Here is a 23057-nt window from a genome sequence, read left to right as displayed (position 1 = left end):
ACACTCAACGCCGCCACAGCGCACTCAGCGGCCTACCACCCATCAGCCGCCTGTAACCAACGTTATGGCCGGGTACAGCTAGAGACCAGGAACAGAACGGTGATCCCGAGGAACAGCCGCTGCCAGGGGTCAAGCGGGAGGTAGAAGATCCCGCCGAGGGCGGAAAGGAAGCTGACGCCGAACGCGACGGCGGCCTGAACGAAAAAGGCGGCGGTGTTCTTCGAAATGTTGTTGGGGAGGTTCATGCAACCAGCATGCGGCGGGCCCGCGTCCGCCAAATCCGTAGAACTACTCAGATCCCGCGCATCTCACGTTTTGTGACGCCCGGGCGTCTTCCCGATAAAGGTCGTTTACCTTCTGCACAAGGAACTCCAATGCCTATCCGAACGCATCGGTGACTCGTAGTGAATGTGGGCAAGCCCGTCAAGCCGCCGTTCGAGGCCGTGGTGACGCGTCACGGCGCCGCGGTGTGGCGGGTGGTTCGTGCCGTGGTCGGCCACGCGGACGCCGACGACGCCTGGTCGGATACGTTTTTGGCCGCGCTGCAGGCCTATCCGCAACTGCCCGCCGGCGCCAACGTCGAGGCGTGGCTGGTCACGATCGCGCACCGCAAGGCCATCGACATCACCCGCGCCGCGTCACGACGGGCCGTCCCCGTCGCCGATCCCCCCGAGGCCGCCGCACCGCAGCGCGCCGATGCCCGCGACTTGGACCTCGACGCCGCGGTCGGCGCGCTGCCGCCCAAGCAGCGCCAGGCCGTGGCCTACCACTATCTGGGCGGACTGCCCTATGCGGAGATCGCGGTGATCCTCGACAGCACCGTCGCGGCCGCCCGGCGCGCCGCCGCCGACGGGATCGCCACCCTTCGACGCACCTACCCCCTCGTCGACAGCGCTAGGAGCCACCGATGACCACCCCCGACCTCACCCGGCACTACCCCGTCGACCAGGATCACCTGCGTCGCCTGCACGCCCGCCTGGAGCGGGCAGCCCTGGACGGTGACCTACTCGACATCGCTTATCGCACAGTCGATTCCGTTGTCGGTCCGCTCCTGCTGGCGGCGACTCCGCGCGGTTTGCTGCGGGTGGCGTTCGGCAACGAGGACCACGCCGGCGTGCTGCAAAGCCTCGCCGAGCGCGTCAGCCCGCGGGTGCTGGAAGCCCCGGCGCGGCTGGATCCGATCGTGCGTCAGCTCGACGAGTACCTCGCCGGGCGCCGCCGCCGCTTCGACATCGCCCTGGATTGGTCGCTGTCGCAAGGGTTTCGACGCGCCGTGCTAGAACAACTCAACGCCGGCGTGGGCTACGGCGCGACCGCCAGCTACGCCACGCTGGCCCGGCTGTCCGGCTCCCCCAAGGCCGTGCGCGCCGTCGGCACCGCCTGCGCCACCAACCCGATCCCGATCTTCGTGCCGTGCCACCGGGTGATCCGTTCCGACGGGACCGCGGGGTCCTACCGCGGCGGGCCCGCCGCCAAGCGCGTCCTGCTCGACCTGGAGCGCGCCTCGTGACGCGCATCTCAACGAGCGCCGGCGCGCGACGGCAACGGCGACCAGTGCACCACCTTCGTCGCGGTCATCTCGTCGAGCAGCTCGGGACCGAACCCGAAGCCGGTGCCGCTGGCCCCGCGCGGCTCTGACGCCCCGCCGCCTCGCGTCCCCGACGTGGGCGTGGACATGCTCCCGGTGGCGCTCGTCGACCAGCGGTCCGATCCGGTCGGACCACGACGCCGCCTCGTCGACCAGCGCGTCGACGAAGGCCTCGGCGATCGGCCGCACCACGTAGACGCGTTCCACCGACACACAGATCTGCCCGGCGTTGGCGAAGGCACCCAGCGCGGTCTGCCCGGCCGCCCACCCGGGGTCCGCGTCGCCGTCGACGATCTCCAGCGCGCCATCGGGCAGGTGGGCACCGATCAGCTCGGCGAACCGCCGACCGGTCTGCGGGCAGCGCTCACTGGGTTTATGCACCACGGTGTTGCCGGTCACCAGCGCCGCGCCCAGCAGCCCGGCGGCCACCGCGACGGGATCGTTCCACGGCGTCAGCACCGCGACCACGCCGCGTGGTTGGGGAACCATCAGATCCGTGGCCGACCAGCCGCCCTGCAAGGAGTGGCCACGGTGCAGCGGTCCTAGCTGCGCGTACTGCAGCAGGGTGCCGACTCCGGCGTCCACACCACCACGCGCGTCGTCGCACAGTTTGCCGGTCTCCCGTTCGTTGAGCTCGGCCAGCTCGTCGGCGGCGGCGCGGACGTCGTCCGCGGCGGCGGCGAGTGCGGCGGCCCGCTCGGCGGGCGGCGTGCGGGCCCAGGCGCCGGCGGCTTTCGCGGCGCGCCGGACGGCTTCGTCACAGTCCGACGGTTCGGCGACGGGAACCTGCGCGACGGCGTCGCCGGTGCGGGGATCGAGGACGTTAATGATTTTGGCCAGGGACGAAGGCACGACCCCGTTTACCCTCTTCAGGAAGGGTCGAATCGGTCGGTGAATGCCCATCGGCAGCGTTCGCGTCCGGTATGGTCAGCGTGGGCCAGCGCAGGGAGCAGAAAGCACGCCATGGCAAGAACATTCGCGGACAACGCGTTTACCTCGCGGCAAGTGCTGGATCCCGGGCTGCGCAAGGCGGCCCGATTCCTGCCGCGCGGATATGCTCTGCACCGCGGCTACAAGGTCCAGCGCGCGCTGATGAACCTGATGGGCAACGGCGGCCGCCTCCGCAACGTGCCGGTCGCCGCGGTCAACGAGCACGTCACCGTTCGGCTGCATCGCCCGGCCGGCCTTCCCCCGCGGGCGCCGGCGATGTTGTGGATCCACGGCGGCGGCACGATCATGGGTCACGCCGCCCAGGACGACAAGTTCCTGCGCAAGCTTTCCTTCCTCACCGGTGTGGCGGTCGCGGCGGTAGACCACCGGCTGGCGCCGGAACACCCCTACCCGACACCGGTCGAGGACTGTTATGCCGCGCTACGGTGGCTCGCCGGCCGGTCATGGGTAAACCCGGCCCGCGTGGCGGTCGGCGGGGCAAGCGCCGGTGGGCATTTCGCGGCGGCGGTGGCCCAGCGGGCGCACGATCGCAAGGAAATCGACCTTGCCTTCCAGATGCTCGTGTATCCGATGCTCGACGACCGCACGGGCGCGAACGGCGACGGGCGCAAACGAATCATGTGGACCGACAGCGACAACCAGCTCGCCTGGCGGTGGTATCTCAACGGAGCGGATCCGCGAGAGGCCGCGCCGGCGCGCCGGGAGGACCTGACGGGGCTGGCCCCGGCGTGGATCGGGGTGGGAACCTTGGACCTGTTCCATCGTGAGTGCCTGGAATACGCGCGGCGGCTTCGCGAGGCGGGTGTGGCCGTGCATGAGGAAATCGTCCCCGGCGCATTCCACGCGTTCGACCAGATCGCGGAGAAGGCCCCTGTTTCGGTGAAGTTCTTCGCCAGTCAATGCGCCCATCTGCGGGAGGCGCTCGCCGAGCGGTGAACGCCCAGCGCCCCCCGTGTTCACTGCAATGTTTGCGTTTCATGCAACTATGGATGGCATGATCAAGCAGTCGGGTCTTCGCGAACGGCGGCGCCGGCAGACCAGCGCGGACATTCGCGACGCCGCGGTGCGGCTGGCCCAGGAACGCGGCTTCGACAAGGTGACCATCGATGCGATCTGTGTCGAGGCGGGAATCTCGACGCGCACGTTCTTCAACTACTTTCCCACCAAAGAGTCGGCGATCGCCTACGGCCCCTCCGACCTGTCACCCGAGCTGGCAAAGGATTTCGTCGCGGCCGGGCCAGCCCCGTACCGGGTGGTGCTGGCCGAGCTGATCTCGCTGGCAGCCCACCACCTGCGTGACACTCCTCCGCGCCGCGAACAGGCCGCCGCCATGCTCGAACTCGCCAAGAGCAGCCCCGCGGTCTTGGCGGCGTTTTTGGCCGAGCTGGAACGGTTCCAGAATCAGCTGACCGATATCGTTGCCCGCCGCCAAGCCATGCGGCCCGAGGACGAGATACCTGCGTTGATCGCCGCGCTGGCATTGACGGCGGTGCGTTCCGGCATCGAACGCTGGGCCAGTGGCAATCCGAAGGATCGCGACGACACGCCGATGCCGTACGTCGAAAGCGCCGCCGCGCTTGTCAACAGCGTCTTTGCCAAGTAGACGACCTAAACAGTTAGCTACATCACTTTATTGCATTGAGTGCAATCTGTGCAGCCGGTGTATCATGCCCTGGTGGGACCGGACGGGGGCTCGGTGGCACACCGGCAGGCAGCCCGGCGCCCGACCTTCGCATACGTGTGGGTAACCACGATTCCCGAACGCATTGGCGCGCAACGGAGTTGCGGCGACCACCCGCGAGGAAAGGACTCCACGTAGGTGCAGCTATCGAAGGTCGTGCGCAATGCGTGGCTGCCGCTGCTGATCGTGGCGGTGGTGGTGGTCGGCGGCTTCGCCGTGGTGCGGATCAAGTCGTTCTTCGTCGTGGAGAACGCGGGGCCGTTGCGGAGCTCGCGGCTAGACGACTCCAAGCCGTTCAAGCCCAAGGTGGTCAAGTACGAGGTCTTCGGCTCGGCGAGCCACGCCAACGTCAACTACCTGGACCTGTCCGCCGACCCGAAGCGGGTCGACAATGCGCCCCTGCCCTGGACACTGGTCCTCAGCACGACCGCCCCGTCGGTGTTTCCCAACCTCTCGGCGCAAAGCGACGGCGACCGTCTCGGTTGCCGCATCACCGTCGATGACGAAGTCAAGGACGAGAACATAACTAACGGCGTGCACGCCCTGACCTTTTGCTTGGTGAAATCCGCATGAGCGCAAGCTACGACGACGCCCGCACCGACGCCCTGCCGATCGCCAAGCACGCGGCGCGGCCGGCGCTACCGCGATTCATCCGCACGTTCGCGGTGCCGATCGTCATCGGCTGGATCGCGCTCATCGCCGTGCTCAATGTGATTGTGCCGCAGCTGGACACGGTCGGCCAGATGCGCTCGGTTTCGATGAGCCCCGACGACGCCCAATCGGTCATCGCGACCAAGCACGTGGGCGAGGTGTTCGGCGAGTACAAGTCCAACAGCTCGGTGATGATCGTGCTGGAGGGTCAAAATCCGCTCGGCGCCGACGCCCACGCCTACTACGACCAGATCGTCAAAAAGCTCGACGCGGACACCAAGCACGTCGAGCACGTCCAGGACATGTGGAGCGACCCACTCAGCGGGGCCGGCGTCCAAAGCAACGACGGCAAGGCCGCCTACGTCCAGGTCTACCTCGCCGGTAACCAGGGCGAGGCGCTGGCCAACGAGTCGGTGGAGGCCGTCCAGAAGATCGTCAAGAGCGTGCCCCCGCCCAACGAGGTCAAGACCTACGTCACCGGACCCGCCGCGCTGCAAGCCGATCAGCACCTGGCCGGTGACCGCAGCCTGCAGGTGATCACCACCGTCACGTTCATCGTGATCATCGCGATGCTGCTGATGGTGTACCGCTCGATCGTCACGGTGCTGCTGACGCTGGTGATGGTGGTGCTCGAGTTGTCGGCCGCCCGCGGCGCGGTCGCCTTCCTCGGCTACTACAACATCATCGGCCTCTCCACCTTCGCCACGAACCTGTTGGTCACGCTGGCGATCGCGGCCGCCACCGACTATGCGATCTTCCTGATCGGCCGATATCAGGAGGCCCGCGCGGTGGGCGAATCGCGAGAAGACGCCTACTACACCATGTTCGGCGGCACCGCGCACGTCGTCCTCGGGTCGGGCATGACAATTGCGGGCGCGACGTTCTGCCTGCACTTCACCAACCTGCCGTACTTCCAGACGCTGGGGATCCCGTTGGCCATCGGCATGGTGGTCGTGGTGGGCGCGGCGTTGACACTGGGGCCCGCGGTGATCTCGGTGGCCTCCCGGTTCGGCCGGACGCTCGAGCCCAGGCGCGCCCAGCGCATCCGCGGTTGGCGCAAGATCGGCGCCGCCGTGGTCCGATGGCCAGGCCCCATCCTGATCATGACGATCGCGATCGCGCTCGTCGGTCTGTTGACCCTGCCCGGGTACCGGACCAACTACAACGACCGCCGGTACCTGCCCGCGGACCTGCCGGCCAACGAGGGCTACGCGGCCGCCGACCGGCACTTCTCGAAGGCGCGGATGAATCCCGAGTTGTTGATGATCGAAAGCGATCACGATCTGCGCAATTCCGCGGACTTCCTGGTGATCGACAAGGTTGCCAAGGCGATCTTCCGGGTGCCGGGAATCGGACGCGTGCAGGCCATCACCCGCCCGCAGGGCACGCCGATCGAGCACACCTCGATCCCGTTCCAGATCAGCATGCAGGGCGTCAGCCAGCAGATGAATCAGAAGTACCAGCAGGATCAGATGGCCGACATGCTCAAGCAGGCCGACATGATGCAGACGACCATCGACAGCATGGAAAAGATGCAGAGCATCACCACCCAGATGGCCGACAGCATGCACGTCATGGTCAAGAAGATGCACGAGATGACCATCGACGTCCAGGAACTACGCGACCACATGGCCGATTTCGAGGACTTCTTCCGGCCCATCCGCAGCTACTTCTACTGGGAGAAGCACTGCTACGACATCCCGGTGTGCTGGTCGCTGCGGTCGGTGTTCGACGCCCTCGACGGCGTCGACACGATGACCGACGACATCCAGAGCCTGCTGCCCGTCATGGATCACCTCGACGCGCTGATGCCCCAGATGGTGGCGCTGATGCCGTCGATGATCGAAAACATGAAATCCATGAAAACGACGATGCTGACGATGTATTCGACCCAAAAGGGTCTGCAGGATCAGCAGAACGAGGCCCAGAAGAACGCCAGCGCGATGGGCAAGGCGTTCGACGCGTCCAAGAACGACGACTCGTTCTACCTGCCGCCGGAAACGTTCAACAACCCCGAGTTCAAGAAGGGCATGAAAAACTTCCTGCCGCCCGACGGTCACGCGGTGCGGTTCATCATCAGCCACGACGGTGATCCGATGACGCCGGAAGGCATTTCGCATATCGACGCGATCAAGAAGGCGACCTACGAAGCGCTCAAGGGCACACCGCTGGAGGGCTCCACGATTTACCTCGGGGGCACCGCGGCCACCTACAAGGACATGCAGGACGGCAGCAACTACGACCTGCTGATCGCCGGGATCGCCTCGCTGTGCCTGATTTTCATCATCATGCTGATCATCACGCGAAGCGTCGTGGCATCGGCGGTGATCGTGGGCACCGTGTTGATCTCGCTGGGCGCGTCCTTCGGGCTGTCCGTGCTGATCTGGCAGCACATCATCGGCATCGAACTGCACTGGATGGTGCTGGCGATGTCGGTCATCATCCTGCTCGCGGTGGGTGCCGACTACAACCTGCTGCTGGTGTCGCGGTTCAAGGAAGAGATCCACGCGGGCCTCAACACCGGCATCATCCGGGCGATGGGTGGCACCGGATCCGTGGTCACGTCGGCGGGGCTGGTGTTCGCGTTCACGATGATGACGATGGCGGTCAGCCAGCTGATCGTGATCGGTCAGGTCGGCACCACCATCGGCCTGGGCCTGCTCTTCGACACCCTGGTCGTGCGGTCGTTGATGACCCCGTCGATCGCCGCGCTGCTGGGCAAGTGGTTCTGGTGGCCGCAACGGGTGCGGCAACGCCCGGTGCCCTCGCCGTGGCCCACGCCGGCCGAGAAGCGGGAGTCACTGGCGGCGGCCGTGCCCTGACGCCGTCGAGAGCCCGCTGGTGTGCTTCGAACCTGCGCACAACGCGTGTTCGTCGGCGATTTTGTAGCGCTGCACGCAGTCTCGGCGTCTGGCGCCTAGAAGATGGTGCCTAGGGATCAGGTGACCCACTCGGGTTGCTGGTCGACGTCGACCGCGGAGAAGTCCTTGTGCGCCAGGCCGGCGGTGGTGCCGCCGTCCACGACGAACTCCGAGCCGGTCGAGTAGCTGGACTCGTCGCTGGCCAGGTACACGACCAGGTTGGAGACCTCCTGCGGTTCGGCGGCGCGGCCCAAAGCGCTTTGGAAGATGTCCTCGGGCACCCAGCTGGTCATCGGCGTCTTGATGAGCCCCGGGTGGATCGAGTTCACCCGGATCCCGCTCGGACCGAGCTCCAGCGCCGCCGACTTCGTCAATCCCCGGACGCCGAATTTGGTTGCGGTGTAACCGTGGCAGGCGATCGTGCCGGCCATGCCCTCGATCGACGAGATGTTGATGATCGAGCCCCGGCCGGCTTCCTTCATCGGCTTCACCACGGCGCGGATGCCGAGAAAAACCCCGGTCAGGTTGATGTCGAGGATGCGCTGCCATTCCGAGAGGGCGTAGTCCTCCAGCGTGCCGATGTTGATGATGCCGGCGTTGTTCACCAGCACGTCGATGCGGCCGAACTCCGCGAGCGCGGTGGCGACGGCCGCGTCCCAGTCCTCGGGCTTGGTGACGTCGAGGTGCAGGTACCGGGCGGGGTCGCCGACCTCGGCCGCCACCGCTTCGCCCTCGTCGTCGAGGATGTCGCCGAACACGACCTTGGCTCCCTCGGCCACCATCGCCCGCACGTGCGAGGCACCCATCCCCCGCGCACCGCCGCTAACCAGCGCGACCTTGCCCGCCAACCGTTCCGCCACCGCTGCTCTCCCATCGTGCCCGTAGGTCGTTAGCACGATACATACGCGGCAGATGGATGAACAGGGCTTACTTGCTGCCGCGCGGCTTGCTCGCGGGATGGTATTGCGGGCAGTAATCCGCGGTGGCCGCGGCGACGAACATCTGGGCCTGCGCCGGATTGAGTCGACGCGCCCCGGTCAGCTGGTCCGACTCGTCCTTCTCGGTGTAACCGGCGTCGAGGTCTTGGCACATCACGTGCGCCGCCCGCACCGTCAACCCCGGGCTACCGAGGGTGGCGCGGTGGGCCCAACCCCCATCGACATGGGGTCGCGGGGGTTAAACGATGAAAGGCCTTTGTCCGCGGCGTTTTCGAATTGGCGACACGAAAAGTCAACCCGCCGCTCACTTTTGGTTTTTCGCGACGTCGAAGATCGCCGCGGCGGACGTGACGGCCTTGTCCGCGTTGCCCTCGTCGTGCAAAAGCATGCGCACGCCGACGCGTCCGGTCCCACCCCGCGGACCGGCGAGGTGCGCACTGCCCTCCACCCGGAAGGGTCCTACCTTGCCGCGGGACATGAACATGACGTGCCAGCTGATCACCTGCAGCTTGCGGGTTCCCGCAACCGCCGCGGCCAGGTCCGTGGCCGCGGTCTCCAGGACGACGTGCTGGGGTCCGATGTGCAACGCGGCGTCGGGTGAGGCGAGTTCGGCGCTCAGCGCGGGCAGCACCCAATGGCCGTCGGCGCGCTTGCTGGCACCGAAGGCTTGCCACAGCGGCGGCAGGTCCGCGGAGTCCTCGATCACCAGCTCGGTGCCCGAAACGTCCATCCGGTCAAGGCCTTCCGGAGGGATACCGATGATCGCCCCCTGGCCCTCGTTGAACGCGATGACCCGGTCCGGGTTGTCGGCGTCGACGATCGTGCACCGCCCGTAGCCCATGGTGCGGCCCTGGTGCACGATGCCCGAACCGACGATCTCGACCCTGCTGACGTCGTGGCCGGGGTCGACGATCTGCACCGACGCGATGACGGGATTGGGCACCGCGACCATGTCGGTCTGGCATCCTTCCGGCGACGCGATCGCCAGCGGCGCCACCATGATGCCGCCCGCCTCGTTGCGCATGTCGCGGCGGATGACGACGGTGTCATCGGCCTCGCCGAGATTCATCGACGAATGATTGCGGCCGATGTAGCGGTAGCTGAGCAGCCCGGTCCAGCGTCGGAACAGCTCGTCGCGGTAGGCGTCGGCGTCCTTGGCCAACTCCCTTATGTCACGCAGCTTTTCGCTCACCCGCGGCCACCCTCTTCCGCTCTGTTTCGACGCACCCGGTTGAACGGTACGCCGCGGTCGGCGGCGTACTCACGGGGAAAGTTCAGGACCCGCTCGCCGATCACGTTGCGCGCCATCTCGGTCGTCCCGCCGCCGATGCTGGCGATCTGCCGGCCGAGGTAGCGCGTGCCGACGCCGAGCAGCCCCGCGTCGTTCTCAACCACGCCCGCCGGGCCGGCGACGGCGTATGCGGCGTCGGTCTCGACGTCGTGCACCTCGGCCATGCCCAGCCGGATGATCGATCCCGCCGCAGGCGGCAGCGATCCGCTGGCCACCGCGTGGTAGACGTGCTCGCTGAGCTGCCCGTGCACCGCCCGATGGACCAGGGCGCGGCCGACCATTTCCCGGACTCGTTCGCTCGCACCTTGACCGGTGCTGTCCACCAACGCGATCAGGTCGATCGAAATGTCTTGCGCCTCAGCGATACCCGGTCCGCTGGTGTACTCCGAGCCGTCGCCCATGGTGCGGCGCTCGTGGTAGAGCTGCCGGGAGGCCACGTCCCAGCCCTTGCCGGGTTCGCCGACGACCGCGTCGTCGCCCACGTCGACGTCGTCGAAGAACTCTTCGCAGAACTCGACCGAGCCGTTGACCTGCCGGATCCGGTTGATCGTCACGCCGCGGTGCCGCAGCGGCAGCAGAAACATGGTCAGGCCGTTGTGTTTGGGTGCGTCCCAGTCGGTTCGGGCCAGGCACAATCCATAGTCGGCGGCGAACGCCCAGGTGCTCCATGTCTTGGCGCCGTTGATGATCCACCGTCCGCCGCGCCGGTCGGCACGGGTGATCACCCCGGCGAGGTCCGAGCCGCCGCTGGGTTCGGACAGCAGCTGGACGAGCACTTCCTCGCCCCGCAGGGCGGCCCGGATGTGGCGGCGCTTTTGTTCCTCGCTGCCCATGTCGAGGATGGTCGCGCAGCAGATGGCGAACGACGGCACGTTGAGCAGCAGCGGCATCTCGTAGGCCTGCGCCTCGGCGTCGAAAGCCTTCTTGTACTCGTAGCCCAGCCCGAGCCCGCCGTACTCACGCGGAAAGCAGATTCCGGCGAATCCGCCGTCGTACAACTTCTTTTGCAGTTCCCGGGCGCGCCGCCAGGACGCGATGTCGTCGCGCTGGAGGGGCATGGCGTTCCCGGAGTCGAGCCGCGGCAGGTTCGCCGCCAACCAGGCGCGGGCCCGGTCGCGGAAATCCGCCACGGTCTCGACCGACTGAGCAGTCACCGGCGGCCCCGAATTCCGCTGCGCGTCATCGCCGATTGCCTCGCTGTCCGAAGGTCGAACTCGTGCTGGGCGACTGTACAGCACCGGTGGGCGGCTGTACAGGCCGAACCCCCCCACCCCCGCCGCCGACACCAGGCGCGGCAGGACCCGTCCGGAGTGGGCCAACATGGCGGGCCCGCGCCGGTGCGCTGCCGGCCACGATTCACCGGATCGTCTACTTCAAGGGTGACGAGTTACAGTTTCGGCGTGAAGTGTCACGCGAGAATCGAGCGGTGATGACCGAGCCCGCGCGCGAGCTGGTCGGCTGCGACGACGCCGCCACGCTGCTAGCCGTCGAGGCCATCAAGCGGCTCAAGGCCCGCTACTGCCGATACCTCGACACCAAGGACTGGGCGGCCTGGCGAGCGCTTTTCACCGACGACTTCGTCAGCGACACCTCCGAGGCCGGCGGCAAGCTGATCATCGGCGCCGACGACTTCGTCGCGTTCACCCGCAGGGGAATCGGGCGGCACAGGCCACGGCCCACCAGGTGCACGCGCCCGAGATCGAACTGACGTCGGCGACCACGGCGCGCGGCGTGTGGGCCCTGCAAGACGTCGTCCGGTTCGGGCCCGGGGTGACCCTGGTCGGGTACGGCCACTATCACGAGACCTACGAGAACGTCGCCGGCCAGTGGCTCATCAAGAGCTCCAAGCTAACCCGGCTGCGCGAGGACATCGTCACGCCGGTGTGCTCGCTCTACATCTCCAAGCGCATCCGGCGGGTTGCCGGCAAGCTCGCCACCCGGTTCTTGGAGCGGTGAGGCACCGATGACCGTAGCCACCATCTTGATCACCGGCGCGTTCGGCCAGGTCGGCAAGCGGTGCACGCAGCTCCTGCTGGAGCGGGGACGAACCGTCGTCGCGATGGACCTCCGTACCGACAAAACCGTTGCCGCCCAGCAAGAGCTGCGCTCCGAGCGGCTGATTCCGGCCTATGTCGATCTGTTGGATGCCGATGCCGTGCGCGACGTCGTCGTCGCCCATCGGCCCGAGGCGATCATTCATTTGGCCGCCATCGTCTCACCGCCGTCGTATCGAAACCCGGGTCTGGCCCGGCGCGTAAACGTGGGCGGCACCGAAAACCTGCTGTCCGCGGCCACCGAACTGCCGCGCCCGCCGTTTTTCGTGATGGCATCCAGCGCCGCCGTCTACGGGTCGCGCAACCCGTACCGCCACCCGGAGCGGATCACCCCGGAAACCCCCGTGCGGCCCATCGACCAGTACGGCGAAGACAAAGTGCTTGCCGAGCAGGCGATCCGCGCCAGCGGCCTGCCCTTTGCGCTGTTGCGATTGGGCGGGATCATTTCGCCCGACACCCAGGCGAACTTCAACGCCGACTACTTGCTGCTGATGCGCTCGATGCCCGGCGACAACCGCATCCACGCGGTGGACGCGCGGGACGTGGCGCTGGCGTTCGCCAACGCCGTCGACCGCGCGGCCGCGATCGCCGGCAAGGTCCTGCTCGTCGGCGGCAACGAAACCTACGTCAAGCTGCAGCGCGACCTCGAGGACGACGTGATGGCCGGCCTCGGCCTGGGTCGCCTCGGACCGTCGGCGAGCCTGCCGGGTGACCCCGGCGACGATCGCGGCTGGAGCTTCACGGGGTGGTTCGACACCACCGAATCGCAAGCGCTGCTTGACTTTCAAGAGCACGACTGGGACGAGACGGTGGCCTGGATCGCCGCATCGCAGGCGCACCTGCGTCCGGTGCTCCGCGTGCTGGGCCCGCTGTTGCGACCGATCATGCGCGCGGTGCTGAAGCTGCAGCGCCGAGCGGAGGGGCGGGGCCGCTACGCCGATCCGTGGACGCTGATCGAAAGGAAATACGGTCCCGCGGCGCTGGCCGCGGCGGACTAGCGTCGCGAGGCGAAAAAGGCTGCGGCCTTGCGAATCGAGCCTTCGACGGGTCGCGGCGCAGCAGCCGGGCCGACAGGTCGTTGACCCGCGCGCCCGCGCGCAGCGCCGGCATCGGGATGCCGATGCGCAGTGGCCGCCGGCCCACGGCGGCGGCCGCGATCTCGTGCAGCTCGCGGACGCTCATGTACCGGTCGGAGACGACGTAGCGCTCACCGGTTCGGCCGCGCTGTGCGGCGAGAAGCATTCGCCGCGTCGAGGACGTGCCGCAGCCCTTCGACGTTGGTCCGAAACAGCGGCGTCGGGTCCCGCAGCCACATCCGGGCGTCGACTACGCAGTAATACACGACGTGCAACCGGTCATGGCCGCCGGCAACGCGGCGTCGTCGAAGGCGTCCCCATCACAGCGCTCGACATCGAGCTCGTCGATCCCGCGCGTGGAGCTGGTGCGGCGCAACATCACTCGCACATCGGTGCCCAAATCGGCGAGCTGCCGGGTGACGTGCGAACCGAGGAAACCGCTGGCCCCGATCACCAGCTTCTTCTTGACGGCCACTAGCGGTCGATCCAGCCCAGTTGCGCCTCGGCGTGGTGGCCCCCGACGGGCGGGGTGAGCCGGTCCAGCCGCGCCAGCTGCTCGGCGGTGAGCTCGATGGCGTCGGCGGCGGCGTTCTCCTGAAGCCGAGCGACGCGCTTGGTCCCCGGAATAGGCACGATGTCGGGGCCTTTCGCGAGCAGCCACGCCAGCGCGACCTGTGCCGGGGTGGCACCGATGTCGTCGGCGATGGCGCGCAGCTCGTCGGCGCTGTCGAGGTTGTGCTGGAAGTTCTCGTCGAAGAAGCGGGGGTTGGTCTTGCGGTAGTCGCTGTCGGGAAGCTCGTCGGTGGAGCGGATCGCGCCGGTCAAAAATCCGCGGCCCAGCGGGGAGTAGGCGACGAACCCGATCTTGAGTTCGCGCAGCACGTCGAGCACGCCGTCTTCGGGATCGCGGGTCCACAGCGAGTATTCGGATTGCACGGCGGTGATTGGGTGCGCCGCGTGGGCCCGCCGGATCGTGTTGACGCCGACTTCGGAAAGGCCGATGTGGCGCACCTTCCCCGACGTTACGAGCTCGGCCAGCGTCCCGATCGTCTCCTCGATGGGCGTCTGCCGGTCAAGGCGGTGCTGGAAGTAGAGGTCGATGTGATCGGTGCCCAGCCGTCGCAGGGAGCCGTCCACGGCGATGCGGATGTTGGCGGGGCTGCTGTCCAGTCCGTCCCGGCCGGTGTGGGAGATCAACCCGAACTTGGTCGCCAGCACCACTCGGTCTCGCCGGCCCCGCAGGGCGCGGCCGACGAGTTCTTCGTTGGCGTAGGGCCCGTAGACCTCGGCGGTGTCGATCAGCGTGACGCCCAGGTCGATCGCGCGGTGAATCGTGCGGATGGATTCGGCGTCGTCGCTGCCGGCGCCGGCGTAGGCCACGGACATGCCCATCGCGCCGAGGCCGAGGCGTCCCACTTCGAGCCCGCCGAGATGGGCCTGTTTCATGGGGTCATTGTGCGCCAGGCGACTTGGCCCCTGATGCCGGGTACCGTGGCGCTCGTGCACGACGCCGCGCGACCGGCCCGCAACCTGGCGGTGGACTTCTATCGCTTCTTCGGCGTCATCCTCATCGTGCTGGGGCACTGGCTTGCCGGGTCGGTCACCTATCGGGATGGGTCTTTCGGTCGGCAGAACCCGCTGGTCGACCTGCCCTGGACGCAGTGGCTCACCTGGATATTCCAAGCGGTTCCGGTGTTCTTCTTGGCGGCCGGTTACGCCGGCTCGGTGTCGTGGGCGCATCGACGCGGCGCCGACGGCTTCTCGCGCGAGGCCTGGATTCGGCACCGGCTGGCCCGGGTTCTCGGGCCGACCGCGGTGTACATCGCGCTGGTATCGGTGGTCGTGGTCGTTCTGGAGGCCTGTGGGATGCCCGGCTCGGTGCTGGAATACGCGGGCTGGGCGGTGGCGATGCACCTGTGGTTTCTCGCCGTGTACCTGGTGGTGGTGTCGTTGACGCCGATCGCCGTTGCGGCCCAACGTCATTGGGGCCTGTGGGTGCCGAGCTTGCTGGCGGTGGGGGTGGCGGCGCTGGACGCCGCCACGATCGTCGGCCATGTCCCCTACGTCGGCTGGCTGAACTACTTTCTGTGCTGGGGGGCGCTCTACCAACTCGGGATCGCTTGGCGCGCAGGGTCGTTGGGCGGCCGCAGGGCCGCGTTGCTCGCGGTGGGCTCGGGCGTCGCGCTGGCGCTGCTGATCTGGCTGGCCCGGTATCCGGTCAGCATGATCGGCGTCCCCGGCCAGACAGTCGACAACACCAGCCCGCCGACCGTGGCACTGCTGGCGTTCGCCTGCGCCCAGGCGGGGTTGGTGGTGACACTCGCGCATCCGCTGAACCGGGTGCTGCGCGCCGGCTTGATCAAGCGGGCGCTGTCCGTCGCGAACGACAACGTGATGGCCCTCTACCTGTGGCACATGATCCCCGTCGTGATCGTGGCGATCGTCGGCTACCCGGCGGGCCTGCTGCCCCAACCGCCGGAGGGAAGCGGGGCGTGGTGGCTGGCCCGGCTCGAATGGGTCGTCGCCCTCGCCCTGGTGACGGCGTTCGTGCTGGTGCTGTTGTGGTGGCAACGGCGCGTGTTCGCGGCGCCGTTGCCGAGGGTGGGAATCCCCCTGTCGGTTGGCTGGGGCGAGGTAATCATGCTGACCGGCGCCGCGATGGCCTCGGCCGGCCTGCACTTTTTCGCCTACGCGGGCTTCGCGCCCGACGGGCATTTCCCGTGGCCGACCGCGGCCGCCTTCGCCGTGGGGGCGACGCTGGTGGCGCTGCGCCCCGCGGGGGCCGGCCGGCCCTCGGCGCAGCCGGCGACCCGGCCCCGGTGAGGGGTTTTCAGACGCGGGAAGCTTCGCGTCGCCGGAATTGTTGGCCGTGTATGTGTCGCCCGAAAGAACCTCCGAACTGACGGTCGCGGGATTTCACGAGGGCGAGCTCGCAACCCAGCGCCGAGCCGGCGTCGAAGCGGACGCCAAGCGGCTCGAGACCATGCTCGGCGTTTCCCGTCTCTCCGTGGGCGCCACGGGATTTCTCGCGTCACAACGGTTCGCCGCGCTGACCGGACGCGACGGCGACGGGCTGCTGTGGGTGTCCCCGCTGACGGCACCACCGGGGTTTTTGCGGGCGCACGACGGCGTCTTGCGGGTGGCGGCGAGGCCCCGTGCCGGCGATCCGCTGCACGCGATGCCCGGCGGCCAGCCGGTCGGGCTGATCTCGGTCGACTTCGCCGCGCGCCGCAGGCTGCGGATCAACGGGACGCTGGTCGGAACCGACCCGGCGGGGATGACCGTGCGCGTCGACCAGTCATACGGGAACTGCCCCAAGTACATTCACCCCCGCGGCATCGACGTCCGCGCCTTCGCCGCGCCGCCGGCGCGGGCGCGGCGCACGACATTCCTGGACCGGGCCGAGCGGGCGATGATCGCGGCGTCCGACACGTTCTTTCTTGGCACGACCCATCCCACCCGCGGCAGCGACGCGTCTCACCGCGGCGGCCCGGCAGGGTTTGTCCGGGTGGACTCCCCCACCCGGCTGTGGTGGCCGGATTATCCGGGCAACAACATGTTCAACAGCTTCGGCAACCTGGCGGTCGACGACGAGGCCGCGCTCCTTTTCCTGGATTTCGCCACCGGCGCCACCGTCCAACTATCCGGGACCGCCCGGGTGCGGTGGACCGACCCGGGCGCGCCGGGCGACGACGGCGGCGTGGGGCGCCGCGTCGAATTCGCGGTCGCCGCCGTCGCCGCCGCATAAATCCGCATCTTCAGCGAGGCGGCACCCGAAATCGTCAGGTCTCGGCGAACGCGGCGTCGGGGAGGGGACGCTGGCACACGTCGTGCGCCTCCTGGGCGCTGAGGCCGAACAGACGCAACACGCTCTCGGTGACGGTGTCGGCCGCTTGGGCGTCGTCGCGGTCGGGGTCGTCGCGCAACAGCTTGCCCAGCCCCAGCAGCGCGCCGCCGGCCATCGCCAGGGCAAGTTCGGGATCGTCGACCGCGAATCTGCCGGCGTCGACGCCGGCCTTGATGTCGCGCAGCGCCCGCGGGGCCAGCCCGCGGTCCGACCCCAGCAGCGCCGGACCGTTGGCCAACAGGATCTCGCATTCCTGCGGGCGGCGGCGAAACAGCCGGCCCGTGAGCCGGAAGCTCGTGGCGAACGTTTCCGCGGGGTCGTCGATCCATTCGGTCAGCCGGTCCAGCATCGCCCCGTGGGCGTCCAAGACGTCGGTGACCGCGGCCTCGAACAACTCCTCCTTGCTGTCGAAGTGGTTGTAGAACGAGCCCATCCCGACGTCGGCGGCCTGGGTGATCTCCAGGATCGGAACGTTGACCTTCCCCTCGGCGATCAACCGCTGGGCGGCCTTGATCAGCGCGGCGCGGGTGCGCCGTTTGCGCCGCTCCAAGCGGTTGGGCCGGTCCGTGTCCGGCAGGGCGCTCATCCTCACGAGTATGCCTCACTTTTGAGGATTTCGTCAGTCACCTTGACTGAACGTTACCTCGTATGTGACGATTTCGTCAGTTCTATTGGGAGACGGCATTGAACCTGGCGAGCGGCACCCACCGCGACCTGCACAGCGAACGCGGCGCCCGCCGCGGCGAGCACCCCGGCCGGTCCCGCAACCCGGTGATCAAGGTCGCCGACATCGCGTGGTTGGAATTCGACAAGCCCGACCTGACGCGGGCCGAGGCGTTCGCGCGGGCGTTCGGCTTCCAGACGGCGCGGCGCTGCGGTGACGAGTTGCACCTGCGCGGGACCCAGGCGGGTGGACCGTGCGTGATCCTGCGCCGCGGGCTTCGGACCCGGTTCGCGGGCGTGGCGTTCCGCGCCTGCGACGAGGTCGACGTGCTGCGCCTGGCCGACCGGTTCGGCGCGCCCACTCGGCCGCTGCCGGAGAACATCGGCGGCATCTCGGTCGACCTGGCCGATCCCAGTGGCATGCCGGTGCGCGTCGTGGCCGGCATGCAGGAGCTGCCCGAGCTACCCGGCCAGCGGCCCCACGATTTCAACTTCGGCCGCGACCGCCGGCGCATCAATGCGACCCAGCGGCCCGCGCGGGTGCCCGCTCGGGTGCAGCGCCTCGGTCACCTGGTCGTGCAGTCGACGAAGTACCTCGAGACACTGAGCTGGTACCTGGACAACCTGGGGATGATCGTCAGCGACTTCATGTTCTTCCCGGGCCAACGTGACCGCGGGCCGACGATGAGCTTCATTCGCTGCGATCGGGGCGCGACGCCGACCGATCACCACACCCTTGCCATGGCGCTGGGCCCGGCCAACCGCTACGTGCACTCCGCATACCAGGTCAGCGACCTCGACGCGCTGGCCGCAGGCGGCGAATACCTCAAGGAGCGCGGGTATTTCAGGTCGTGGGGAATCGGCAGGCACATCCAGGGCAGTCAGCTCTTCGACTACTGGCGCGACCCCGACGGGTTCCTGGTCGAGCACTTCGCCGACGGCGACATGTTCGACGACACCGTCGAACCCGGTTGGGCTCCGTTCACCGCATCCGGGCTTGCGCAATGGGGTCCCCCGGCGACCCGCGACTTCCTGGGCACCGGGCTGAAATCGGCTCGCCGCGAACTGGTTTCGATGGTCGCGGCGCTGCGGGCCAGCAACGAGTTCGACCTCGACCGCCTCGTCGGCCTACTGAAAGTACCCACCTCATGACCGTTTCCGTCCTGCGCACCGCCAACCAAACGGGACACGCCTGGTGGCGCAAGACCCCCGACGGCGCGGTGAAGATCGACACCGCGGCCACCACCACCGCCGCACTGCTGGCCGACCGCACCGCCATCGAGGCCGCCGCGGGCGAGCCGGTAGACGTCGACACCTTGAAGTTGGCCTCGCCGGTGACGCGACCGTGCCGCGTGATCGCCCAGATGACCAACTTCGAATCCCACGCCAAGGACGCGGGGATGGACCCCGCAGCGATCCCGCTGACCTTCTTCCGCAAGGCCTCGGCATCGATCAACGGGCCCTTCGACGACATCGTCAAACCGCCGCACGTACGGCTGCTCGACTACGAGGTCGAGATCGGGCTCGTCATCGGTCGCGAAACACCGGTCGGCACAGCGATTTCCGATGCCAACCTGGCGGAGTTCATCGCCGGGCTGGTGGTCACCAACGACGTCTCAGCGCGCGACATCCAGCTGCCACAGACCCAGTTCTACGAGGCCAAGTCCTACCCGACGTTCACGCCGGTGGGTCCGGAGCTGGTACTGCTGAGCGCCGAGGAGCTCAAACGATTCGGCGATCTGCGGCTGCGGTTGAGCGTCAACGGGCAGGAGCGGCAAAACGCCCTCGTCGACGGCGACATGCTGTACCGCCCGCTGCAGGCGCTGCAGTCGCTGACCCAGTTCCAGGAGCTCGCCGCCGGCGACCTGGTGCTGACCGGCACGCCGGTGGGCACCGCGCTCAGCGCCCCGCCGAAGCCGGCGCAGCTCGTCGCGAACCTGTTGCCGCCGGCGATGAAGTGGAAAATGTTCTTCGCCAGTCAGGCCCGCAACCGCAAGTACCTGCACGACGGTGACGTGGTGGAGGCCTCCGTGGCCACCGACGACGGCGCCATCGACCTCGGCACCCAAAAGACGGCCATCCGATTCGCGTGAGTGACAACGCCTTTGCGCGGGTCCCGGTCGTCATCGCCGGCGCGGGACCGACAGGCATCACCGCCGCCACCCTGCTGGCGCAATGCGGCGTAAAGTGCCTGATACTGGACCGCTGGCCCGAGGTGTATCCGCAGCCCCGCGCGGTGCACCTCGACGACGAGGTCTGCCGTGTCATCGCCCGCCTGGGCGTCGCCGACGAGTTCGCGGCGATTTCGCGGCCCACGCGGGGCCTGCGCTTGGTGGACAACAGGTTTCGGGTGCTGGCCGAGTTCCACCGGGACCCCGCGCACAGCCCGAACGGTTTCCCGCAGGCCAACATGTTCGACCAACCCGAGCTCGAGGCGCTGCTGCGCGCCAACCTCAAGCGACACCCGAACGCGCGGCTGCTGGGGCGTGCGGAGGTCACCGAGGTGAGCGAACGCAACGAGACGCTCCGCGTGGCGTTCACGGACCGCTCCGACGGGCGGATCCATCACGTCGACGCCGACTACCTGCTGGGCTGCGACGGCGCCAACAGCACGGTGCGCGCCCAGATCGGTTCCGCCATGCGGGATTTGGGGTTTCGTCAACGCTGGCTCGTCGTCGACATCGCCTGCAGCGCCGACCTGCGCCAGTGGGACGGCGTGCAGCAGGTGTGCGATCTGGTCCGCGCGGCGACCTACATGCGTATCGGGCCGGCCCGCTACCGGTGGGAGTTTCAGTTGCTGGCCGGCGAAAAGGCCGAGGACTTCGGTACTTTGGAGGCGCTGCAACCCCTGATCGCGCCGTGGATCACCGGCGTCGCAACCGGCGACCTGACGCTGCTGCGCGTCGCGGAGTACACGTTCCGCGCGCAGATCGCCGACCGGTGGCGGCGCGGGAACGTCTTTTTGCTCGGCGACGCGGCGCACCTCACTCCCCCGTTCGTCGGCCAGGGCCTGGGTGCGGGAATCCGGGACGCCGCCAACCTCGCCTGGAAGATCGCCGGCGTCCGTCACGGCGCGCTGGCCGCGGGAGTCCTCGACAGCTACGAGCGGGAACGCAAGCCGCACGCCCGGCACATGATCCTGCTCGCGCTGGGGGTCGGCTGGGCGATGACGGGCGGCGGGCGCGCCGGCGATCTGGCGCGCCGCGCGGCGCTGCCCCGGCTGCGCCTGATGCCTGGCCTGCGCGACAAGGTCGTCTTGTCCACCACCCCGGCGCTGCGCGCGTCGGCGCTGGTGTGTCCATCCCGCCGTTCCGACCGGCTGGCGGGCACGCTGTGCCCGAACGCTCTGATGCCGAACGGCTTTCGGCTCGACGATGCGGCGGGCACCGGCTTCGCGATGGTCACCGCCAGCCACCCCGCCGCCGCCGACGCAGCGCTGCTCGAGCGTCGCGGGATCGCCGTGCTGGTCGCCCCGCCGGGCAGCGCGCTCGAGGCGTGGCTGCGCCGCGGGCGGGCCACGGCGGCGTTGGTGCGTCCGGACCGGACGGTCATGCGCGCCGGGCGCGACCTTGCCGCCCTGTGCGCGTGGACGGCCGCGGTCGTCGCCGCGCGCCGACCCGCCGAGCCCGAAAACGGCTAGACCTGGCGGCGCTGCAAGAGCGCGATGAGCCAGAACGGCAACGCCACGAACAGCGTGCCGCCGATCAGGTTGCCCACCGTGGTGATGCCGATGTTGGTCAGCAACCCGTCTTCGCCGAAGCCCCAGCTGATCCCGCCGCGCGGCGCGGCGGGATGAAACAGGTTGAGCAACAACGGGAGACCGAGAAATCCGACGTTGGCGATCACGTGCTGGGTGCCGCCGATCACGAAGGCGAACGGCCCGTAGAACGCGAACGCCATCCGTGCCACGTCGCTGCGGGCCTTGAAGAACATGCACATCGCGGTCTGCAAAAACCAGGTGCACACCACGGCCAGCAACAGCGCGGTCCACAGCGGCTGACCGGCCTTCGCGGCGCCGACGGTTGCCGCCCGCTCGGCGAACGCACCCAGGTACGGGCCGCCGGCGGCGCCGCACACGGTGACAAACACCAGCGCGCCGACGATGTTGCCGGCCAGGCCGACGCCGACCAGAAACGCGTACGTGCCAAGGCCCATATCGCGTTTGAGCACCGCGAGAAACCCGGCTGCCATGTCGGCGGTGATCAACGACATGCCCGAGACCAGGATCAGCACGAAGGACATGCCGAAAGCCAGGCCCATCAACAGGCTTGCGACGCCCGGCGTCTTGACCCCGGTGCTCACCACCAAGGCGAGCAGCGCCCCGAAGGCCACCATCACACCGCCGACCAGTGAGCGCATCAAGAATGCCCACGGGTGTGCGGCCTTTTCCACCGCCATGGCGGCCACCCGGTCCACCATGGCGCCCACGCTGAGAGGCTCGAACGGATCCTCCGCCGCCCGCTCGGCTCTGGTCGGGGACGGCAGGGCGACCAGCGTATCTTCCACCGGCAGTTGCCCTCCCAGGCGCGGCGCCTGTGCGTCTATCGTCATCGGTGTTGGCCTTTCTTGAAGTCGTCGATCGCGCTGATGACCCCCGCGACGTCCGAGTCGCCGAGCCTTTCCCCGCGGAAGACGTGGTTGAGCAGGATCTTGAGGTCGAGCATTTGTTGCAGGTAGACCAGGCAGGGCGGGCACTCCTCGAGGTGCTTGGCCACGATCGGTCCCCACAGCTGCGGGTCGGAATCGACGAGTTCGTCGACGAGGCGGACGAAGTCGACGCAGTCGATGGCGGGGACGGTGTTGTCGTAGACGGTCATCGTTGATACCGCCTTTCCAATTCGTTTCGGAGGTTCCCGCGGGCGCGGTAGAGCAGGGCGCGCTGCGCCTCGGCGGAGAGCTCGAGGATCTCGGCCGCCTCCTGCGCGGACGTGCCGACCAGGTCGCGCAGGATGACCAGCTGCCGTTGCCGCGGCGGCAGCGCGTCCAGCGCCGCACGCACCGCCGCGACCAGCTCGCTCGTCACGGTCTCGTCGACCAGAAAGCGCCGTGCCGGCGGCTCGCTCCAGTGCCCGGCATCGGGGTGCCCGGCGGGGTGCATGCGGCCCGCCAGCGGATCGGCGTCGGCGTCGGCGGCGGCGTCGGCGTCCGTGGCGGCCAGCACCTCGTGGTCGCGGATCCGGGATTCGCGGCGCCGGTGCCGCGACGCGGTGTTCTTCACGATCCCGAACAACCAGGTGCTCACCGAGGAACGCCCTTCGAACGAATCCGCCGAGCACAGCACCTGAAGCCAGGCCTCCTGCACCGCGTCCTCGGCCAGCGCCGCCGAATGCACCAGGGTGCGGGCGAAACTGACCATGGGCCGGTGAAAGTCGCGCACCAGCGTGGCCAGCGGAATGCCGCCGACCAGGTGTTCGGAGTGAGCGCCCTCGGGTGGCACCGCCACGGGAGTCACCATC

Annotated in this window: 20 protein-coding genes and 5 pseudogenes; 13 read left to right on the top strand and 12 right to left on the bottom strand. The window is 68.4% G+C overall.

Annotation, left to right across the window (positions count from 1 at the left end; translation table 11 throughout):
• Nucleotides 1-77 precede the first annotated feature (77 nt).
• Nucleotides 78-245: pseudogene (locus AWC19_RS19185) on the bottom strand (YiaA/YiaB family inner membrane protein); the annotation flags it as partial.
• Nucleotides 246-404: 159 nt separating this feature from the next.
• Between AWC19_RS19185 and AWC19_RS19180 the strand changes: the two are divergent.
• On the top strand, nt 405-911 hold the full coding sequence (locus AWC19_RS19180) for an RNA polymerase sigma factor (protein ID WP_245849143.1): 507 nt from the start codon (nt 405-407) through the stop codon (nt 909-911).
• The gene (locus AWC19_RS19175) at nt 908-1510 is read left to right on the top strand and encodes a methylated-DNA--[protein]-cysteine S-methyltransferase (RefSeq protein ID WP_085079585.1); all 603 of its coding nucleotides are present in this window, start codon (nt 908-910) and stop codon (nt 1508-1510) included. Before AWC19_RS19180 ends, AWC19_RS19175 begins: the two co-directional genes overlap by 4 nt.
• Nucleotides 1511-1675: 165 nt before the next feature.
• On the opposite strand, the pseudogene AWC19_RS19170 reads toward AWC19_RS19175, so the two are convergent.
• Nucleotides 1676-2491: pseudogene (locus AWC19_RS19170) on the bottom strand (aldehyde dehydrogenase family protein); the annotation flags it as partial.
• 60 nt (nt 2492-2551) lie between these two features.
• Here AWC19_RS19170 and AWC19_RS19165 point away from each other — a divergent pair.
• The 4 genes from AWC19_RS19165 to AWC19_RS19150 all read left to right on the top strand — a co-directional run bounded on the left by AWC19_RS19165 (nt 2552) and on the right by AWC19_RS19150 (nt 7693).
• Nucleotides 2552-3475, top strand: a complete 924-nt coding sequence (locus AWC19_RS19165; protein WP_085079584.1) for an alpha/beta hydrolase — start codon at nt 2552-2554, stop codon at nt 3473-3475.
• A gap of 58 nt (nt 3476-3533) precedes the next feature.
• Nucleotides 3534-4142, top strand: a complete 609-nt coding sequence (locus tag AWC19_RS19160; protein ID WP_085079591.1) for a TetR/AcrR family transcriptional regulator — start codon at nt 3534-3536, stop codon at nt 4140-4142.
• A 216-nt stretch (nt 4143-4358) separates the two neighbouring features.
• Complete coding sequence (locus AWC19_RS19155; protein WP_211284956.1) at nt 4359-4793, top strand: MmpS family transport accessory protein; 435 nt, start codon at nt 4359-4361, stop codon at nt 4791-4793.
• A complete protein-coding gene (locus AWC19_RS19150) occupies nt 4790-7693 on the top strand; it encodes an MMPL/RND family transporter (protein WP_085079582.1) in 2904 nt (967 codons plus the stop codon). The genes AWC19_RS19155 and AWC19_RS19150 overlap by 4 nt, the downstream gene beginning before the upstream one ends.
• A 116-nt stretch (nt 7694-7809) precedes the next feature.
• On the opposite strand, the gene AWC19_RS19145 is transcribed toward AWC19_RS19150, so the two are convergent.
• From AWC19_RS19145 to AWC19_RS19130, 4 genes and pseudogenes are all read right to left on the bottom strand, one after another.
• Nucleotides 7810-8592, bottom strand: a complete 783-nt coding sequence (locus tag AWC19_RS19145; protein WP_085079581.1) for an SDR family oxidoreductase — start codon at nt 8590-8592, stop codon at nt 7810-7812.
• Between the two features lie 67 nt (nt 8593-8659).
• Nucleotides 8660-8851: pseudogene (locus AWC19_RS19140) on the bottom strand (DUF732 domain-containing protein); the annotation flags it as partial.
• Nucleotides 8852-8974: 123 nt separating this feature from the next.
• On the bottom strand, nt 8975-9862 hold the full coding sequence (locus AWC19_RS19135; RefSeq protein ID WP_085079579.1) for a hypothetical protein: 888 nt from the start codon (nt 9860-9862) through the stop codon (nt 8975-8977).
• A complete protein-coding gene (locus tag AWC19_RS19130; protein ID WP_085079578.1) occupies nt 9859-11115 on the bottom strand; it encodes an acyl-CoA dehydrogenase family protein in 1257 nt (418 codons plus the stop codon). Before AWC19_RS19130 ends, AWC19_RS19135 begins: the two co-directional genes overlap by 4 nt.
• A 275-nt stretch (nt 11116-11390) precedes the next feature.
• Between AWC19_RS19130 and AWC19_RS19125 the strand changes: the two are divergent.
• A pseudogene (locus AWC19_RS19125) lies at nt 11391-11917 on the top strand (nuclear transport factor 2 family protein).
• Between the two features lie 7 nt (nt 11918-11924).
• Nucleotides 11925-13013, top strand: a complete 1089-nt coding sequence (locus AWC19_RS19120; protein WP_085079577.1) for an NAD-dependent epimerase/dehydratase family protein — start codon at nt 11925-11927, stop codon at nt 13011-13013.
• Here the strand turns inward: AWC19_RS19120 and AWC19_RS19115 are convergent.
• Both AWC19_RS19115 and AWC19_RS19110 read right to left on the bottom strand, forming a co-directional pair.
• Nucleotides 12898-13566: pseudogene (locus AWC19_RS19115) on the bottom strand (NAD-dependent epimerase/dehydratase family protein). The gene AWC19_RS19120 and the pseudogene AWC19_RS19115 overlap by 116 nt on opposite strands.
• Nucleotides 13566-14537 carry an aldo/keto reductase gene (locus tag AWC19_RS19110; RefSeq protein ID WP_085079576.1) on the bottom strand — a complete coding sequence of 324 codons (972 nt, stop codon included), beginning with the start codon at nt 14535-14537 and terminating at the stop codon, nt 13566-13568. The pseudogene AWC19_RS19115 and the gene AWC19_RS19110 overlap by 1 nt, the downstream one beginning before the upstream one ends.
• A 33-nt stretch (nt 14538-14570) precedes the next feature.
• Between AWC19_RS19110 and AWC19_RS19105 the strand changes: the two genes are divergently transcribed.
• Nucleotides 14571-15914 carry an acyltransferase family protein gene (locus AWC19_RS19105; protein ID WP_085079590.1) on the top strand — a complete coding sequence of 448 codons (1344 nt, stop codon included), beginning with the start codon at nt 14571-14573 and terminating at the stop codon, nt 15912-15914.
• 52 nt (nt 15915-15966) lie between these two features.
• Nucleotides 15967-16839 (top strand): pyridoxamine 5'-phosphate oxidase family protein, encoded by an 873-nt coding sequence (locus AWC19_RS19100; RefSeq protein ID WP_245849140.1) that lies wholly within the window; start codon nt 15967-15969, stop codon nt 16837-16839.
• A 34-nt stretch (nt 16840-16873) separates the two neighbouring features.
• Here AWC19_RS19100 and AWC19_RS19095 read toward each other — a convergent pair whose 3' ends face one another.
• The gene (locus AWC19_RS19095) at nt 16874-17524 is read right to left on the bottom strand and encodes a TetR/AcrR family transcriptional regulator (RefSeq protein WP_085079575.1); all 651 of its coding nucleotides are present in this window, start codon (nt 17522-17524) and stop codon (nt 16874-16876) included.
• A 98-nt stretch (nt 17525-17622) separates the two neighbouring features.
• On the opposite strand from AWC19_RS19095, the gene AWC19_RS19090 reads away from it, so the two are divergent.
• From AWC19_RS19090 to mhpA, 3 genes are read left to right on the top strand one after another with little or no spacing between them, the layout of a single operon-like run.
• Entirely contained in the window at nt 17623-18753 is a 1131-nt protein-coding gene (locus AWC19_RS19090) for a VOC family protein (protein WP_085079574.1), read from the top strand.
• Nucleotides 18750-19694, top strand: a complete 945-nt coding sequence (locus AWC19_RS19085; protein ID WP_085079573.1) for a fumarylacetoacetate hydrolase family protein — start codon at nt 18750-18752, stop codon at nt 19692-19694. The genes AWC19_RS19090 and AWC19_RS19085 overlap by 4 nt, the downstream gene beginning before the upstream one ends.
• Nucleotides 19691-21241: a bifunctional 3-(3-hydroxy-phenyl)propionate/3-hydroxycinnamic acid hydroxylase MhpA gene (mhpA, locus tag AWC19_RS19080; RefSeq protein WP_085079572.1), complete on the top strand. Its 1551-nt coding sequence runs from the start codon at nt 19691-19693 to the stop codon at nt 21239-21241. The genes AWC19_RS19085 and mhpA overlap by 4 nt, the downstream gene beginning before the upstream one ends.
• Here mhpA and AWC19_RS19075 read toward each other — a convergent pair.
• The 3 genes from AWC19_RS19075 to AWC19_RS19065 are packed head-to-tail and all read right to left on the bottom strand — an operon-like array spanning nt 21238 to nt 23056.
• Nucleotides 21238-22152 carry a formate/nitrite transporter family protein gene (locus tag AWC19_RS19075; RefSeq protein WP_085079571.1) on the bottom strand — a complete coding sequence of 305 codons (915 nt, stop codon included), beginning with the start codon at nt 22150-22152 and terminating at the stop codon, nt 21238-21240. The genes mhpA and AWC19_RS19075 overlap by 4 nt on opposite strands.
• A complete protein-coding gene (locus tag AWC19_RS19070; protein ID WP_085079570.1) occupies nt 22149-22418 on the bottom strand; it encodes a hypothetical protein in 270 nt (89 codons plus the stop codon). The genes AWC19_RS19075 and AWC19_RS19070 overlap by 4 nt, the downstream gene beginning before the upstream one ends.
• Nucleotides 22415-23056: an RNA polymerase sigma factor gene (locus tag AWC19_RS19065; protein WP_085079569.1), complete on the bottom strand. Its 642-nt coding sequence runs from the start codon at nt 23054-23056 to the stop codon at nt 22415-22417. The genes AWC19_RS19070 and AWC19_RS19065 overlap by 4 nt, the downstream gene beginning before the upstream one ends.
• Nucleotide 23057 lies beyond the last annotated feature (1 nt).

The sequence above is a fragment of the Mycobacterium palustre genome, assembly GCF_002101785.1.
Taxonomy (GTDB): Bacteria; Actinomycetota; Actinomycetes; order Mycobacteriales; family Mycobacteriaceae; genus Mycobacterium; species Mycobacterium palustre.
The sequence above is the reverse complement of the archived record's forward strand: the minus strand, read 5'-3'. Positions and strand labels throughout refer to the sequence as shown.